At 61.6% G+C, this 15,365-nt stretch carries 13 protein-coding genes; 3 read left to right on the forward strand and 10 right to left on the reverse strand.

The features are described 5' to 3' along the window. Positions 1-207 precede the first annotated feature (207 nt). Positions 208-474, forward strand: a complete 267-nt coding sequence (locus tag AC07O1_RS11715; protein WP_495088868.1) for a hypothetical protein — start codon at positions 208-210, stop codon at positions 472-474. Positions 475-477: 3 nt separating this feature from the next. On the opposite strand, the gene AC07O1_RS11720 is transcribed toward AC07O1_RS11715, so the two are convergent. The 5 genes from AC07O1_RS11720 to AC07O1_RS11740 all read right to left on the reverse strand — a co-directional run bounded on the left by AC07O1_RS11720 (position 478) and on the right by AC07O1_RS11740 (position 7,872). Continuing rightward, positions 478-1,179, reverse strand: a complete 702-nt coding sequence (locus AC07O1_RS11720) for an MlaA family lipoprotein (RefSeq protein WP_495088869.1) — start codon at positions 1,177-1,179, stop codon at positions 478-480. 130 nt (positions 1,180-1,309) lie between these two features. Continuing rightward, positions 1,310-3,919 carry an MMPL family transporter gene (locus AC07O1_RS11725; RefSeq protein WP_495088870.1) on the reverse strand — a complete coding sequence of 870 codons (2,610 nt, stop codon included), beginning with the start codon at positions 3,917-3,919 and terminating at the stop codon, positions 1,310-1,312. Between the two features lie 49 nt (positions 3,920-3,968). Beyond that, a complete protein-coding gene (locus AC07O1_RS11730; protein ID WP_495088871.1) occupies positions 3,969-4,727 on the reverse strand; it encodes a phosphorylase family protein in 759 nt (252 codons plus the stop codon). Continuing rightward, the gene (shc, locus tag AC07O1_RS11735) at positions 4,724-6,703 is read right to left on the reverse strand and encodes a squalene--hopene cyclase (RefSeq protein ID WP_495088872.1); all 1,980 of its coding nucleotides are present in this window, start codon (positions 6,701-6,703) and stop codon (positions 4,724-4,726) included. The genes AC07O1_RS11730 and shc overlap by 4 nt, the downstream gene beginning before the upstream one ends. Next, complete coding sequence (locus AC07O1_RS11740; RefSeq protein WP_495088873.1) at positions 6,700-7,872, reverse strand: phytoene/squalene synthase family protein; 1,173 nt, start codon at positions 7,870-7,872, stop codon at positions 6,700-6,702. Before AC07O1_RS11740 ends, shc begins: the two co-directional genes overlap by 4 nt. Before the next feature lie 252 nt (positions 7,873-8,124). Between AC07O1_RS11740 and hpnA the strand changes: the two genes are divergently transcribed. Then, positions 8,125-9,177 carry a hopanoid-associated sugar epimerase gene (gene hpnA, locus AC07O1_RS11745; RefSeq protein ID WP_495088874.1) on the forward strand — a complete coding sequence of 351 codons (1,053 nt, stop codon included), beginning with the start codon at positions 8,125-8,127 and terminating at the stop codon, positions 9,175-9,177. A 3-nt stretch (positions 9,178-9,180) separates the two neighbouring features. Here the strand turns inward: hpnA and AC07O1_RS11750 are convergent, their stop codons facing one another. The 5 genes from AC07O1_RS11750 to hpnI form a co-directional block, all read right to left on the reverse strand. Continuing rightward, positions 9,181-10,074: a ferritin-like domain-containing protein gene (locus AC07O1_RS11750; protein WP_495088875.1), complete on the reverse strand. Its 894-nt coding sequence runs from the start codon at positions 10,072-10,074 to the stop codon at positions 9,181-9,183. 44 nt (positions 10,075-10,118) lie between these two features. Beyond that, on the reverse strand, positions 10,119-11,120 hold the full coding sequence (locus AC07O1_RS11755; RefSeq protein ID WP_494992900.1) for a lysylphosphatidylglycerol synthase domain-containing protein: 1,002 nt from the start codon (positions 11,118-11,120) through the stop codon (positions 10,119-10,121). Then, positions 11,117-11,941, reverse strand: a complete 825-nt coding sequence (gene hpnK / locus AC07O1_RS11760) for a hopanoid biosynthesis-associated protein HpnK (protein ID WP_495012904.1) — start codon at positions 11,939-11,941, stop codon at positions 11,117-11,119. The genes AC07O1_RS11755 and hpnK overlap by 4 nt, the downstream gene beginning before the upstream one ends. 5 nt (positions 11,942-11,946) lie before the next feature. Next, complete coding sequence (gene hpnJ, locus AC07O1_RS11765; protein ID WP_494992899.1) at positions 11,947-13,374, reverse strand: hopanoid biosynthesis associated radical SAM protein HpnJ; 1,428 nt, start codon at positions 13,372-13,374, stop codon at positions 11,947-11,949. 74 nt (positions 13,375-13,448) lie between these two features. After that, entirely contained in the window at positions 13,449-14,609 is a 1,161-nt protein-coding gene (gene hpnI, locus AC07O1_RS11770) for a bacteriohopanetetrol glucosamine biosynthesis glycosyltransferase HpnI (protein WP_494992898.1), read from the reverse strand. 61 nt (positions 14,610-14,670) lie between these two features. On the opposite strand from hpnI, the gene idi reads away from it, so the two are divergent. Next, complete coding sequence (gene idi / locus AC07O1_RS11775) at positions 14,671-15,324, forward strand: isopentenyl-diphosphate Delta-isomerase (RefSeq protein WP_494992897.1); 654 nt, start codon at positions 14,671-14,673, stop codon at positions 15,322-15,324. The last annotated feature ends 41 nt before the right edge of the window (positions 15,325-15,365 follow it).

Consider the following 15,365-nt stretch of genomic DNA (forward strand, 5'->3'; position numbering starts at 1 on the left):
AAAGTCCGAAAACAAGGTATGACAAGAAGGTGTCTGTCTTGATGGGCCCTGGCTTGGGCTCCACTCGATCCTTGGCAAATCGTAGCGTTCGGCGTAATGCAGGCTACAAGCCCGTCACTACCCCAACAATTCCATTCTCAGCGACTTCAGTGTTTGCGAATCAAGAACAATCTCGCGCGTATTGATCGATAAAGGCTGGGTATTCCGATGCTGAAGGCTGAATTGGCTCAAGCCCCCACCGACGCCATCAAGAAATATCGCGTGGTGTTTGCCGAAGGCAATGGCGTCGCCTGGGATCAGGCACTGTCGTTCAATGCCCGGCAGGATATCGAAGTAACAAATGTTGACCGCTGGATTCGAGGATTCGAGAGAACCTGGTTTAAGACAACGCCTACGCGCCATCGAGCGCAGGTTACCTATCCGATATCCCGATCGCTTGATGTCAGCGTTATGGATACCGGACAGGGAGTTTGATGCCTAGAAGTCGTCCTCCACCTTACCGTTCTTGACCTTGAACTCGCGGCTCTGCAAGAAGGCGTTGCGGATGAAGGTGTATTTATCGCCGGTGATCACTTTCTCGCCCGACAGGTAACTGGCGCGGGTGTCGACGGTCTCGACCGCGAAGATGGTATTACGGGCAGGGATATCGTTCATGTAGCGGTACGGTGCGGTGTAGGTTTCCGGGTACTTGGCGATGCCATCGCGCACCGTGCTAGGCCCCAGTAACGGCAGCATCACGTACGGACCGCTCGGTACACCCCAGTGCCCGAGGGTCAAGCCAAAGTCCTCATCATTGCGCTGCAAGCCCATCTTGGTACCGACGTCGAAGAAGCCCGCCACACCCAGCGTGGTGTTCAACAGCAAACGAGCGGTGTCGACACCTGCGGCATGAGCTTTGCCCTGCAAAACATCGTTGGCAAAGTTACCAATGTCGCCGATGTTCCTGAACATGTTATGGATGCCGTCCTCCAGAAACTGCGGCGTGATGAACTGATACCCCTTCGCCAACGGCTTCAGTGTGTAGGTGTCGAGGGTGTCGTTGAAGCGGTAGATAGCGCGATTGACGTCTTCCCACGGGTCGTCATCAGCCGCGTGAGCGGCGATGGGAACCAGAGCGGCCCCGGCAACGAAGCACAGCTGGGTCAGACGATTGGTAAGGCGTGCGCCGGTCACGGGCATAGCCGGAACTCCTGCGAAATGGGGGACGCTATGCTCAGCGACTCGAGCGAGTATAAGGCCTTCTGTCAGGATCTCAGGCAAAGTATTGGGCTGAAAATACTCGTACCCCTCCCCTTAAACGCTCTATACGTCATTGAGGCTGTGACCGGTCAGGCCCGGATAGGCTATACAACAAGGCCGGCAGAAACACGAAGGTCGACAGCAGCACGGCGAACAGGCTCAGCAGCAACACCAGGCCCATGCTGGCTGTACCAGGATGGCGGGCGATGGCCAGGCAGCCGAACGCAGTGCCGGTGGTCAGCGCCGAAAACAAGATCGCGTGCGCGGTGGGCGATCCCAGGAACTGGCGCATGCCACTGCGCCAGTTCATCACGAAATAGACGTTGAAGGACACGCCGACGCCCAGCAACAACGGCAATGCAATGATGTTGGCGAAGTTGATCGACAGGCCGAGCAAGCGTACCAGCAGTGCCGTCAGCAAGGCCGACATCAACAAGGTAACCATCACCAGAACGGTGTCGCGGACCCGCCGCAGGACCACCATCAGCACCACAGCGATGGCCAGCGTGGCATAGACAGCGGCTTGCTTAAACGCCTCCAGGACCGTGTCGGCCGACTTGACGGTATCGAACGCCGAGCCGACGGCCAGGGGTGCCACCGCATGAACCGCCTCGACGAACCGGCGTAGCCCGGCGGTCGTTTGCGCCTGATCGCCCGGCGTCAGTTGTATCCGCACCCGACCGTCGGCAGTAAACCAGTCACGTTTGAGTTCGTCCGGCAGCCGCTGCAGGGTGATGCGTTGAGCGGAAAGCGAGTCATTCAGCGCCTTGAACGTCTGCGGCAAAAACCGCGCCAGTGATTGGTTGGCCGTCAGCAGAACGCTGTCCGGTGCCTGCGCCAACCGGCCCAGTGACTGACCAATGTGCAGCAACGGCGCATGTGGCGGCACGTCGCCGGAGACACTGGTAATCGCGGCGTTGGTGTCACGTGCAGTGGCGCGCAACTCGGCGACCGTGGCGGGCGGTCTCAGCGCGTGGGGACTCAGTACCGAATACATCAGGTCCGACGCCTGCTTGATCTGTTCGAGCTTGTCGTCCTGGCCCTCGGGAACGAAGTCCGAGCCTGAAACCACCTGCGCGACTTCGGGCAGCGCACCGAGACGTTCACTTAGACGGCGAGCGGTCGGTAGATCCGCCGCCAGCACGTTCAGGGTGAACGGGTTGGTGTTCGGGTCGTTCATCAGCGCGCTCAAGGTCTGCATGGCCTCGCTGTCCGCGCGCTTGGTATGCAGCGGATTGGCGTCGAAGGGCATGCTGACGGTGCTCCACAGGCCGGCCACCGCCAGCAACGCGAAAACCACCAGCACCGGCATCCGGCGATGTGCCAACCAGCTATCGGCCGCCGTGCCACCGGGCAGCACGACGTCAGTGTGCTGCGGTCCCTTTGCCAGCAGGCCCAGCAGCGCGGGCAATACCGTCAAGGTACACACCAGCGCCAACAGCATGCCGACGCCGGCGATGATGCCCAGTTCGGCCATGCCGCTGAAAGGGGTCGGTGCGAAGGCCAGGAAACCGCAGGCGGTTGCCGACGCGGCCAGGCCGATTTGCCCGCCGACCTGAAGGCCCGTTAGGTGCAGGGTGTCGGCGAAATCTCGGTCGCCGCACTGCAGTGCCTGAAAGCGCACACCGAACTGGATGCCAAAATCGACAGCAAGGCCAATGAACAGCACCGCGAAGGCAACCGAGACCAGGTTCAGGCGGCCAACCGCGAACGCGGCGAAGCCCAACGTGTAGACCAGGCCCACGACCAGGGTCAGCAACACCGGCACAATCAGTCGCCAGGAACGCAGGGCCAATACCAGCCAGAAAATCACCAATAGCGCACTGCCGATGGTGATGGGTGCCGCTCGGTCGGTCAGGGAGCGAAACTCCTCATCGGACAATGGCACCGAACCGGTGTAATTCACTCGGACCCGCCCTGCTTTCACATCGGGCAGGTTGGCAACGATGTTCAGCATCGCCTGAGTGGCGTCCTGGCCAGGTTCGAGGGCATCGTGGTCGAGCACCGGTTGGATCAGCACCAGTTCCAGACCGCCGCTATGACCAACCAGCTGGGGTGTCAACAACGCCTGCCAGGACAACGGCGAAGCCTGCCCATTCAGGCTGTCGTCCAGAGTCTTGGCAATGTTGCCCAGCGCGGAATCGTAGGTTGAGAGGTAGTCGCCCATGCCGTAGCTCACGCCTTCGACCAGCATATTCAGGCCCTTGAGCAGGCCACGGGCGGAGGGATCGCTGGCCAGCGGATCCAGTAGCTGACTGCCCTGCACCATGCTGTCGAGGACATCGAATAAATCGCTGGACGACTGCAGCATCAAGCCTTCGCGGTCGAAGAATGGGCTGATGCCTGGCGTGGACACCGAGCGTATGTGGCGCGGGTCGGCCGCCAGACCATTGGCCAATGTGAGGGCATTTTCTCGCGCCTCCTCCACCGTTGGTGCATGCACGACGGTGATGAGGGTATCGCTGAACTGCGGGAACAGGCCGGCGAACACCAGGCTCTGCTGACGCCACGGCAGGTCTGCGGAAAACAGGTGATCAGAATCCGTATCGATACTTAGGCGCGTGGTGGCGCCCGTCAGACTCGCCGCCGCCAGCACTATCGCCAACAGCAGGACAATAACCGGGTGACGACCACTGGCATCCACCAGCCACACGATGCAGCGCTGCGCGATGCTGGTCATGACCAGCTTATTGCGTAGACGCCGAGTGCGGCTGACGGACGCGGAGGATTCAGCGACGGCTTTTATCATGCTGTTGTACACCGCAAGGAGGTTCGCGCTTCCAGGTTCGGGCTGCCGTCGCGGCTGCGCGCAATGCACCGATGGCCCTGTTCATGCGTGATGAGAGTCCGGGCAAACCAGCCAGCAACCAGGGGCGGCGGGCCAAGGTCGCGATCAGTTGCGGCACGCGGGGTCGACCCCAAGGATCAATCACAGCCTGCAACGCCTCGGGGAGTTCATCATCGCGTTCATCGATGACGGCCCTGAGCACGATGAATGGCAGATCGCGACTCGCCGCCACCGCCGCCACCGCCGCGCTTTCCATATCCACCGCCGCTGCGGTGTAGCGCTGCTGCGCGGCCATTTTTGCCGCGGCGGTGGAGAGCGGTCCGGGCAGGCTGAGCAAGGTGACATCAAACACCGTCGGCAACGCCGCGTCGGTCAGTCGCCGCTGCAATCGGTCGCGCCAAACAGGATCCACCGGGTAAATATGCCCCTGCTCGTCGAGTACGCTGTGCGGACAGAGCAACATGCCGGTGCGCAAGCTGCCATTCAGAGCACCGGCAACACCGAACGTCGCCAGCGCCTGAGCCCCGGCATCGGCCAAGGCCAGCGCCGCCTTGCGAGCAGCGTCCTGCCCCATGCCGCTGAGCCACAGACCGCAGCCCTCTGACAGGGGCACGATGCAGTCGGGGTGTACTGTCTGGGTCGTCAACGCAGCCGCTTCAGCCTTCAATGCCACCACGATACCCAGCGAGTGCAGTCTCACCTTTGCGCCCTTGACTGGCTGAGCAGGTGTCGAAAACGGGCCAACGCGTACAGCGGGAAATACGCAGCGTAGCCGTGATATTTGAGGTAATACACCCGTGGAAAACCGGGTGCGTTGTGCGAGGGATGAGACCAGAGTCCTTCATGCTGCTGGCAGGCGAGCAGCCATTGGATGCCGCTGCGCACCGAATCGGACTTGACCTCGCCCATCGCCAGCTGGGCCAACACCGCCCACGCGGTCGAGTGAGGTGTACTGACGCCACCGTTGGTGCCGGCCAGGCTCGGGTCGATGTAGCTGTCATTGCTCTCGCCCCACCCGCCGTCATCGTGCTGCCGCGTGCGCAGCCATTCCACGGACTTGCGCAAATAAGGTTGCTGGAGATCCTCACCTGCCAGCGCCAGTCCAGACAGCGCGCTCCAGGTGCCGTAGATGTAATTGTTGCCCCACCGCCCCCACCAACTGCCGTCGGCCCGCTGGGTGGCGCGCAGATAATCGACGCAGCGACGCAGGCCGCCACGGTCCTGATCGCGCCCCAGCACGCCGAGGCACGCGGCCACACGGCCAGAGACATCCTCGGTCGGCGGGTCAAGCAGTGCGCCATGGTCGGCGAAGGGAATCGCGTTGAGGTAGTAATACGTGTTGTCTGCGTCGAAGGCCGCAAAGCCACCGTTCTTCGACTGCAAGGCCAGCATCCAGTCCGTGGCCCGATCGATGCTCTGGCGATGGTGTCCGGGCTGACCCCGGCGGCGATCCAGCACGTGCAACAACGCCGCCACCAACGCGGTGTCGTCAATGTCGGGGTAGTAGGCGTTGGCGTACTGAAAGGCCCAGCCACCCGGCGCCGCCCGGGGTGAACGCGCCACCCAGTCGCCCTTGCATTCCAGCTCCTGTCGCTGCACCAGCCAGTCGCAGGCCCGCACGATGGCCGCCTCGGTCGCCGTGTTGTCGTCGCTGTGAATCAAGGCCATTGCACTCCAGCCGGTATCCCACACCGGCGAAACGCATGGCTGGCAATACGCTGATCCGTCGGCGCGATGGACGACCAGTTTTTGGATCGAACGCAAACACGTATGCCGGGCCGGGTGATCCTTGGGGTAGCCGAGCAGGATCATCGCTTCGTAGCTATTGACCATCGGCGGAAAAATGCCCCCGAGGCCATCCTCGCCATTCAAGCGCGGCAGGAACCAGGCTTCCGCCTTGCGGATTGCACGCCGGCGCAGCCCCCCCGGCATCCAGCGATCGAGTCCGCGCCCCAGCTTGTCCAGCCCGAGGAACAGCCGGTTCAACAGGCCACCACGGAGAAAATAGTTACGCTCCTGTTCCGGCGGAGTAACGAACAGCTCACGAATACTGACTCGCCCGGGATTGATCGCACGGGCCTTGAGCGAACAGAGGATGGTCAAGGGCACCAGGGTCGTCCGTGCCCAGTACGAGGTCTTCTCGATGTGCAGAGGCGCCCAGCGCGGAAACAACATGATCTCGACCGGCAAATAAGGGACCGCGCGCCAGGGCACCTGCTCGAACATTGCCAGCAGGATGCGCGTAAACACATTGGTTTTGGCGGCGCCACCCAGCGCCAGTACCGCTTCCCGGGCACGGCACAGGTGTGGCGTATCGAGCGCGTCGCCAGCGACCTTGAGTGCGTAATACGCCTTGACCGTGCACGACAGATCGATCGCACCGCCCACATACTGCGGCCACCCGCCATGGCCCTCGAGGACCTGAGTCGAACGCAGGTAGCGGGCCATCTGTTCCTGCAATACCTCGTCGATCTCATCCGTGAAATGCATCATCAGGATGTATTCGGCGGTGATCGTGCAGTCGGACTCCAGCTCGAAACACCAGTGGCCATCAGCACGTTGACGTGCCAACAGCGCAGCACGCGCACGGGCAATGGCCGAATCCAACACAGTGGTTTCGGGTACCCGCGCGCTGTTGGCAACGACAGCGTCAATAGAGGCGGAACACTCCCTCATGGCTGCACATCATCGGTGTCGGTGGAGGTGCACCAGATCGTTTCGGTGCAATAGGGAATGGCACTTTTCGGCCAATTGATTTTCCCCTCCGAGGGGGCATTCCACTCCGCAGACAGCAGTGTCAATGGAAGCTTGCGGGCGGCCGTTTCGAACAGCCAGCGCAAACCGCTGTTGGAGTTCCCACTCAATCGGGTGAGCGCGATGATACTGGCCACCGTTTTGTGTGAGATCTTGACTTGCTCACCGGCGCGAAAATTGAGGTTTTGCTGCAACTTGCGCAGCGTCATGACGGCCAGGCCGATGCTCCACAGGCAAAAACGGCGGAACCCCGCCTGCTCGATCGGAATGGCCAGCGTGTACTCCAGCGCGTTGCGCAGGTGGGCATGGGCCACGCCGATCAATTCGGACATCGCCCCCTTCTGACCCTCCTGACCCTCCTGACCCGCCTGCATGTCTGCCAGATGCACGCCATACCGGGCGAAGACATCCTGTGGCAGCCAGCACACGCCATGGCTGTAGTCTTCCCATTGGTCCTTGAGGATATTGGTCATCTGCAGGCCCTGGCCGAAGGACACCGCCAGACGCATCAGCCGCTCCCGTTGGCTGGCCACGGAAGGATCGAAATCGATGAGCAACTCGGTGAGCATTTCGCCCACCACGCCGGCCACGCAGTAGCAGTAGCAATCCAGATCGCGCAGCGTTTCCAGTCCTTGCTGCCCCACGCAGCACTGAAAGTCGCGCATGCCGTGGGACATGATTTTCAGGCATTTGATAATCGCCAGGCGCTGCGCTGGCTTCAAGTCCTGAGTGACTTGCAGCACCAGCGGCAACTGGCTGACCAGCTCGCGCTCGGCCAGCAAGGTCTCCTGTGAAAACAGCGGCGCCAGTTCGGCCGCGAAGCGCTGCGGGTCGATGCGGCCAGTGACGGCATCGATGAACCCATCCTCGTAACGCAACTTCTGCTCGGCAGACAGGGCCGGCTCGTCTTCGATGGTGTCGGCGACACGGCATAGCAGGTACGCATTGGTGACTGCACGGCGTAAGGCCGGCGGCAATTGGGGAATGGTGAGTGCAAAGGTTCTGGATACTTTGGGCAGAATGGCGTTTTGGTATGCGTCGGCAGCGCTTTCGGTGGCCTCAGTGGCCGGCTGGGATTCGATCATAGGCATGCCTTAGCCTTCCTCTTTTTGTAGAGTTAGGGACGGTCGGAAATAGCCCCCGACCGAAAAACAAGGGCGCGCCTATCAGACGCGGCCAATGTCACGCTTCCGAAATCAGTGTTCTACCCCGAAGGATGCGATGCGAGGCGTTTGCCTGCCTGGCAGACGCGCCTGAACCCTGTTGCTCAGGGCTCTCTTTTCGCACAATCCTCTGGCAACAATATAGTAGGAAAATTTGGTCCATACTGAAAAACGAACTGTTTGGAAATTTCAGTATCCTCTTCCCACAGCAAGCTCTGGCAGAGAACTCAAGGATTATTTACCGATGGAAGTGCCGTGAAAATACTGGTGAGCGGAGCCACTGGCTTTGTCGGCTCGGCCGTAGTGCGACGCCTCCTGCGAGATGACCACCATGTTCGGGTGCTGGTGCGGGCGACCTCGGATCGTCGCAACCTGCACAATCTGAATGTGCAAGTCATCGAAGGGGATCTCACCCAACCGACTTCGCTGCAGCGCGCCTGTGATGACTGCGACGCTCTGTTCCACGTGGCGGCCGATTACCGACTGTGGGCGCCAATTCCCGCGCAGCTCTATCAGACCAACGTCGACGGCACGCGGGCAATACTCGAAGCGGCCAGGCTGGCTGGTGTGCCACGTATCGTCTATACCAGTAGCGTCGCCACCCTTGGCAATCCCGGGGATGGCCGCCCCGGTGACGAGAACACCGCGGTGACACTGGGCGACATGATCGGACACTACAAGCGTTCCAAGTTCCTCGCCGAGGCGCTGGTCCGGGAGCTTGCCGCCGAGGGGCTGCCGGTGGTGATCGTCAACCCCTCGTCCCCGATCGGACCGCGCGACATCAAACCCACCCCCACCGGCCGGATCGTGCGCGACGCCATCGCGGGGCGCTTGCCCGCCTACGTCGATACCGGCCTCAACGTCGTGCATGTGGACGATGTCGCGGAGGGCCACTGGCTGGCGTTCCAGCGTGGCGTGGTGGGCGAGCGCTATATCCTGGGTGGCCATAATCTCAGCCTGCGCGACCTGTTGATCGAGATCGCCGACATTGCCGGGCGGGCTCCGCCGCGCTGGCGATTGCCGCATGCCGTGGTCATGCCGGTGGCTCATCTGGCAGAAGCCTGGGCACGGCTGACCGGCACCCAGCCGATTGCCACCGTGGAGGAAGTTCGCATGTCCAAAAAACGCATGTTCTTCTCCAGCGCCAAGGCCGAGCGCGAGCTCGGTTATGCCCCGGGCCCTGCCCGCCTGGCACTGGAAGATGCGGTCAGGTGGTTCGAGCAGCACCGGTAGCCATCAACGCATGAACCGGCGTGCCAGACGCGCGAGCCCCGGTACAAAGGTCGGACGCAGCAAGCGCTTGTCGTAGCCGTCCATCCGCCGCCGATCCTCGGCTAGACACAGGTCCAGCAACTCGGGCAACTTGAGATCCAGGCCGATCTGCTGATGCCCGGTGAGGGTGAAGTTGGCGTCCTGCATTTCGTCGTTGCTGTCCAGCCCCTTGGCGATGCCGATGCGCTCCCAGATCAGGAAAGCCCAGACGCGAGCAACCTTGAACTCAAAGGCCACGCGTCGCCACCACGGCAACTGACGCCGGTACCAGGCGACCCAGTTGGCGAAAAACAGGATGTGCCGGGCCTCCTCCTGGATCACCGGTTCGAAGGTGTCCACCAGTTCCGCCGGAAAGTAACCGGTCAGCTTGGCCGACTCGAACAGGCCAAAGGCAAAGAAACTGTCGATGCACTCGCTGTAGCCGGTCACCAGCCACCCCCATTCGGGGTCCTTGGGCACCAGATAGTCCGGTTCCGGCTCCAGGGGAATGCCGTAGGCCTCGACCAGTTTGCTGAGCACCACCTTGTGGCGCGCTTCTTCGCCGCCATCCATGTTCAGCGCCTCACGCAGCAGCAGGTCCTTCACCGTATTGGAGTAGGTCTGCACTTGCAGCTGCGCGCGCCCCTCGGTCTGCACGGCGATGTCCCAGATCGGCAGTGACGTAATGCGCTGCAACACGTCGGGGCTCAGTTCGGGCCAGACCATTACCGCGGGCTTGTAGGGATTGTGGGTGTCCAGCAGCATGCGACAGAACAATCGCTTATGCGCCTCGGAGCCGATCCTGATCCGGCCGGGCTCCTCGCCCCGCCAGTGGCGCATGGCGTGATCGGCAGCGTCTGTGAGGGCATTGCTGAGCATCGGACATTCTCCTCTCGTCACTCAACGCTATAAACAGTCGGGCATCATTGCGCAGCTTGATCGCACTGCCGTCCTGCCTGACGGCGCACTTCCATCCAGTGCCAGTAAATCAGCGCCGGCACGCCAACCCCCACCTCGCGCATGCGCTTGACCAGTGACAGCGCCAGACTGACATCAGGCGGAACTCCTATCATGCTGCCGAACAGGATCAGACCGCCCTCCTGCACCCCCAGACCGGCGGGCACGATGAAGATGATGTGGCGCAGGGCCTGGGTCACCGCTTCGATGGCGATGGCATCCCAAACGCTGATCGAATAACCCAGCAGGTGCAGCGCCAGCCAGGTCTCGACGCTGCCCAGCAAGAACCCGGCAAACTGCCAGGCACCGGCGCCGATCAGCCGCATCGGGCTGGCACAAAGCGCGCGAATATCCTGGTCCAGATTAGAACCGTCGATCAGTTCGGTCAGGCGATTGCGACCGCCAAGGACTTTCTCCGCCACCCCCTCCAGACGCGAGAACACCTGGCCGTGGCGCAGCAACATGAACAACCCGAACGGCAGCGGCAAGCTGGCGGCCAAGGCAATCAACAGCGAGTCCAGCGCGCCCACCTGATGGGTCAACGCAATCAGCAACACGATGCCCAGCGCGGTGAATAGGTACTGGTTGACCAGGGTCAGCAAGACTTCGATGACGATGCTGGCGGTGGCGGCTGCACCGTCGATGCCGCGCCATTTGACCAGCCGGATGCCGACGATCTCGCCGCCGATGTTAACCACCGGCAAGAGTCGGTTACAGGCTTCGCGAATGGCGGCGATCCAGAACAGGGCCCAGACACCGGCGCGTCGTTGCGGGTCACGCGGTGCCAGCAGCATGCGCCAGCCCAGTACATCCAGCAGCAACGGCAATGCATGAAAAGGCAGCAGCCACAGCAAGGCCCAGCCGGCATGGTCGAGGGCACCGAGAATGGCGGCCCCGTCCTCATGCACCACCATATAAATGATTGCCGCCAGCCCGAGCAGCCCGGCAAGGTAGCTGAGCCGCTTCATGCTGCAGCCGCCGCCGGATCGCAGAAACCGTGGCACAACTGGCAGCAACCTTCGATGGCGCTGCGCACCCGTGGTGACAACAGCGCCGCCAGTTCGTCGGCATGGCGGTAGTCGGCCATGCCGGCCGTCAACCCGCCGTGAACCGCCGGGTGCAAATACAATTCCGAAAGACCGCTGGGCAACTGCTGCAACATCTCCAGCAGCACGCCCTCGTCCATGCCGCCGGTGTGCCGAAGGCCAAAGACATGATCGTTATAGATCACCCCGGCCCGCTCCAGGCGCTGGCGCATCAAGCCCAGCCAAGGGCGCAGCCACGGTCCCATGCCTGGCTCGGCGGGCAGCCGCACGGCGTGCAGTCCGAAGTCTCGGCCAATAGAGAGCAACAGTGATAAGACGGTCGGATGCAGATGGAAATGCTTGTGCGCATTGACGTGGTCTAGCGTCAAGCCGGTCGCCGCGAAGGCCTCGAACTGGGCGCGGATCTCGGCGGCCAGTTGGCGCCGTACACGGGGCAGGAAAAAAAACCGGAAGCCGTTGCGCACCATGGCGCTGTCGAACCAGCCTTGGGCATTCACCAGATCAGGAATACTCGCCGTTGGCAGCATGGCCTTGCCGTCAGCCAGTACCAAGTGCAGGCCAATGGCAAGACCGGGCATACGTCGGGCACGGTCGACGGCATCGGCCGCTGCGGGCGCCGCCACCATCAAGCTGGCGGCCCGCAACACCCCTTCTCGATACGCCTGTTCGACAGCCTCGTTGACCGCCGCGTGCAGCCCAAAGTCGTCCGCGGTGACGATCAGGCGCGGCCGCCCGACACGCATCGCGCTCAAGCCTCGTGCTCGCGCAGGAAGCGGAAGAACTCCACCCCCTCACGCAGGCGGCGCTTCGTCATGTCCCAGCTACCCAGCATTTCTTTAACGATCTCCCAGATCTTCGAGGGCCGGAAGTAGAAGCTTCGGTAGAAGGTCTCGATGCCGTGGAAAATATCTTCTTTGGACAGGTGCGGGTAACTGATCAGCGCCAGCTGTACGCCTTTCTCGTTGACCAGGTTCATGTCCCGGTTGGGTTGCAACCAACCGTTCTCCACCGCCTGCTTGTACAGCGTGGTGCCAGGGTACGGTGCCGCCAGCGACACCTGGACGGTGTGCGGATTGATCTCTTTGGCGAAGGCGATGGTCTTGGCGATGGTTTCCTTGGTCTCGCCGGGCAGGCCAAGGATGAAGGTACCGTGCACCTGAATGCCCAGCTTGCGACAGTTTTCAGTGAAGGTCCGCGCGATATCGGTCCGCAGGCCCTTTTTGATGTTGTGCAGTATCTGGTCGTCGCCGGACTCGTAGCCAACCAGCAGCAAACGCAGGCCGTTGTCCTTCATGATCTTCAGCGAGGAGTAAGGTACGTTGGCCTTGGCGTTGCAACTCCAGGTCCAACCCAACGCGTGCAGGCCCCGGGCAATCTCGTGCACGCGGTCCATGTTGGAACTGTCGGTGAAGGTGTCGTCGTCGAACATCAGCTCCTTGACTTCGCGCATGTTCTCCTTGATCCACTTCGCCTCGGCGATCACGTTGGCGGCCGAGCGAACGCGGTAGCGATGGCCGCCGACGGTCTGTGGCCAGAGGCAGAACGTGCACTTGGAGCGGCAGCCGCGGCCGGTGTAAATGGACACGTAAGGGTGTTTCAGATAGCCGATGAAGTAGCGGTCGATCTTCAGGTCGCGTTGGTAGACGGGCGCCACGAACGGCAATTCGTCCATGTTCTCGATTATTACCCGCGGCGGGTTGTGCTGCACACTGCCGTCGGCGAGCTTGTAGCTGATGCCGGTGACGTCCTTGAACGCCCGGCCCTCGGCAATTTCCTTGCAGGTGAAGTCAAACTCCTCGCGCGCCACGAAATCGATCGCCGGCGAGGCAGTCAGTGAATCAGAGGGATCGACCGCCACTTTGGCGCCGACCATGCCGATCAGGATCTCGGGACGGCGCGCCTTCAGCAGTTCGGCGAATTTGGCATCGGTGGGGAACGAAGGTGTGCTGGTATGGATGATCACCAGCTCATATTCGGCGGCAATCGTCAGCGATTCCTCCACCGTGAGCTCTTCCACCGGCGCATCCAGCAAACGTGAGCCGGGCACCAGCGCGGCGGGCTGGGCCAGCCAGGTGGGGTACCAAAAGCTCTTGATCTCGCGTTTGGCCTGATAACGTGAACCAGCACCACCGTCAAAACCGTCGAAGGACGGCGCCTGCAGAAAAAGCGTCTTCATAGGAATTATTAGCTCCAACGGTCACTGGACCGAGATTTGCCAACCGCCTGCGAACGCACTACAGAAAATCACGGTCAACTATAGCGTATGGGTCCGCCCTTGCGCGCATGCAGAACGTTGCCGCGCCACTTCACCCGCCGACCGGTCAGGGCCACTGCCCACTCCATTAATAGCAGCAGGTCGCGCAAGGGGGTAAACGGCACGCAATACCAAGGTGTCGATAGGCGTCTGACGTTGCGCCCGAGAAAAAACTGCGCAACCCGCGCAACACCCGCGACCACCGCCAGGCAGACGTTCAGCGTCGAAGGCGCCAGCGTAAGACCCACCAGCGACACCGGCCAGGTGAAACAGACAACGCTCATCGCAAAGCCGCCTGGCGAGATGGCACGGATGGTCCGCAGCCAACGCAGTTCGTGCATCCATAGCTCGCTCAGGCGGGTTTCGCTGACTTCAGTGCCCACCCATACCTCCGACAGCACGGTCCGTAACCCGGCTTCCCGAGTCAGCTGGCCCAACCAGAAATCATCGGCCAAGGTATCGCGCAACACCTCGAAGCCGCCGACGGCTTGCAACGTTTCGCGGCGCAGCGCGATCGTCGAGCCGAACGCGAAACGCCTGGAGCCGAAGGCATGCGCCAGGCAGACCGAAGGTGCAAACCAGTCGTCAATGAAAAGGCAGCCCAGACGCGACCAGAACCCGCCCTGCGGGACTCCGTGATATAGGCAGGTGACGATTCCCACACTTGGGTCCGCCAACGGCGCCGTCACCCGCGACAAATAATCCGCAGGCACACTGATATCGCTGTCGGCCAGCACCAGCCAGTCGTGACGGACCAGCGGCATCATGTTCAGCAGGTTGCTGACTTTCAGATTGACGCCCTGCACGCGGGGATCGACGACCAGGTCAATGGCCAGCTGCGGGAATTCCGCGCACAACCTCTGCACCACAGCAATGGCGGGGTCCTGAGGCTCGCGCACACCGAATATCAATTGATCACCCGAGCGGATCTGCTGACAGAATCCGCGCAAGTTTTCGTACAGCCGCGGTTCGGCGCCATGCAAGGGCTTGAGCACAGACACCGGGTGCGCCCGCCCACCGACGCCCGCCAGAGGAGTCGGTGCGCGAAGGTGCTTGAGCACAGCGCCCAAGGCGACGACGGCATAGCCGGCGGCGGCAACGACCAATCCGCTGCCCAACCAGGTGGCGAACGTGCTGACGAAGTAAGGGGTCGGCATGTGGGGTTGATTACAACAATTGCTCGTTGATAGCAATCGACGTTAGATCGAAATCTGCGCAATGGAGATTCTGCGCTACGCTACACTGCCAAAACGGGATCTCTCGAGGAGGTTGATTTTGGCTAGCCAGGAACAGGAATGTCGCCAGTGGCGTGAATCGACGGACGTGGTTTCCTTTAATGACGAGCAGCTGGTTCTTGTCGACAGGTTCGATCAGGAAATCGGGTTTCTCGACAAGGCCTCCGCGCATCAGGGGCAAGGCTTGCTGCACCGGGCCTTTTCGCTGTTGGTATTTAATCGCAAAGGCGAGTTGCTGTTGCAGCAACGGGCAGCGGGTAAGCGCCTGTGGCCGGGCTTCTGGTCCAACACCTGCTGCAGCCATCCACGGCGTGGCGAGACGCTGGACGTAGCCATTGAACGACGTCTCGGTGAAGAACTGGGCATGCAATGCTCGCTACAGTTTCTCTTCAAATTCGAATACCAGGCACAGTTCGACACAGAAGGCGCCGAGCATGAGTTGTGCTGGGTGTATGCCGGGCGCAGCGACGAAGTGCCCACGCTCAACCTCAACGAAGTCTCGGCGCTGCGGTATATTTCTCCGGAAACGCTGGACACGGAACTGGCGGAACAACCACACCATTTTACGCCTTGGTTCAAGATCGAGTGGGAGCGCCTGCGTCGAGAACATGCCGACCTGTTCACGCCGCTTTCTTAAGTTCCCGATGGTAGATGGCAGACAGAAATCGCGGAGACTTC

Source organism: Pseudomonas sp. GW821-FHT07G10, from assembly GCF_059418545.1.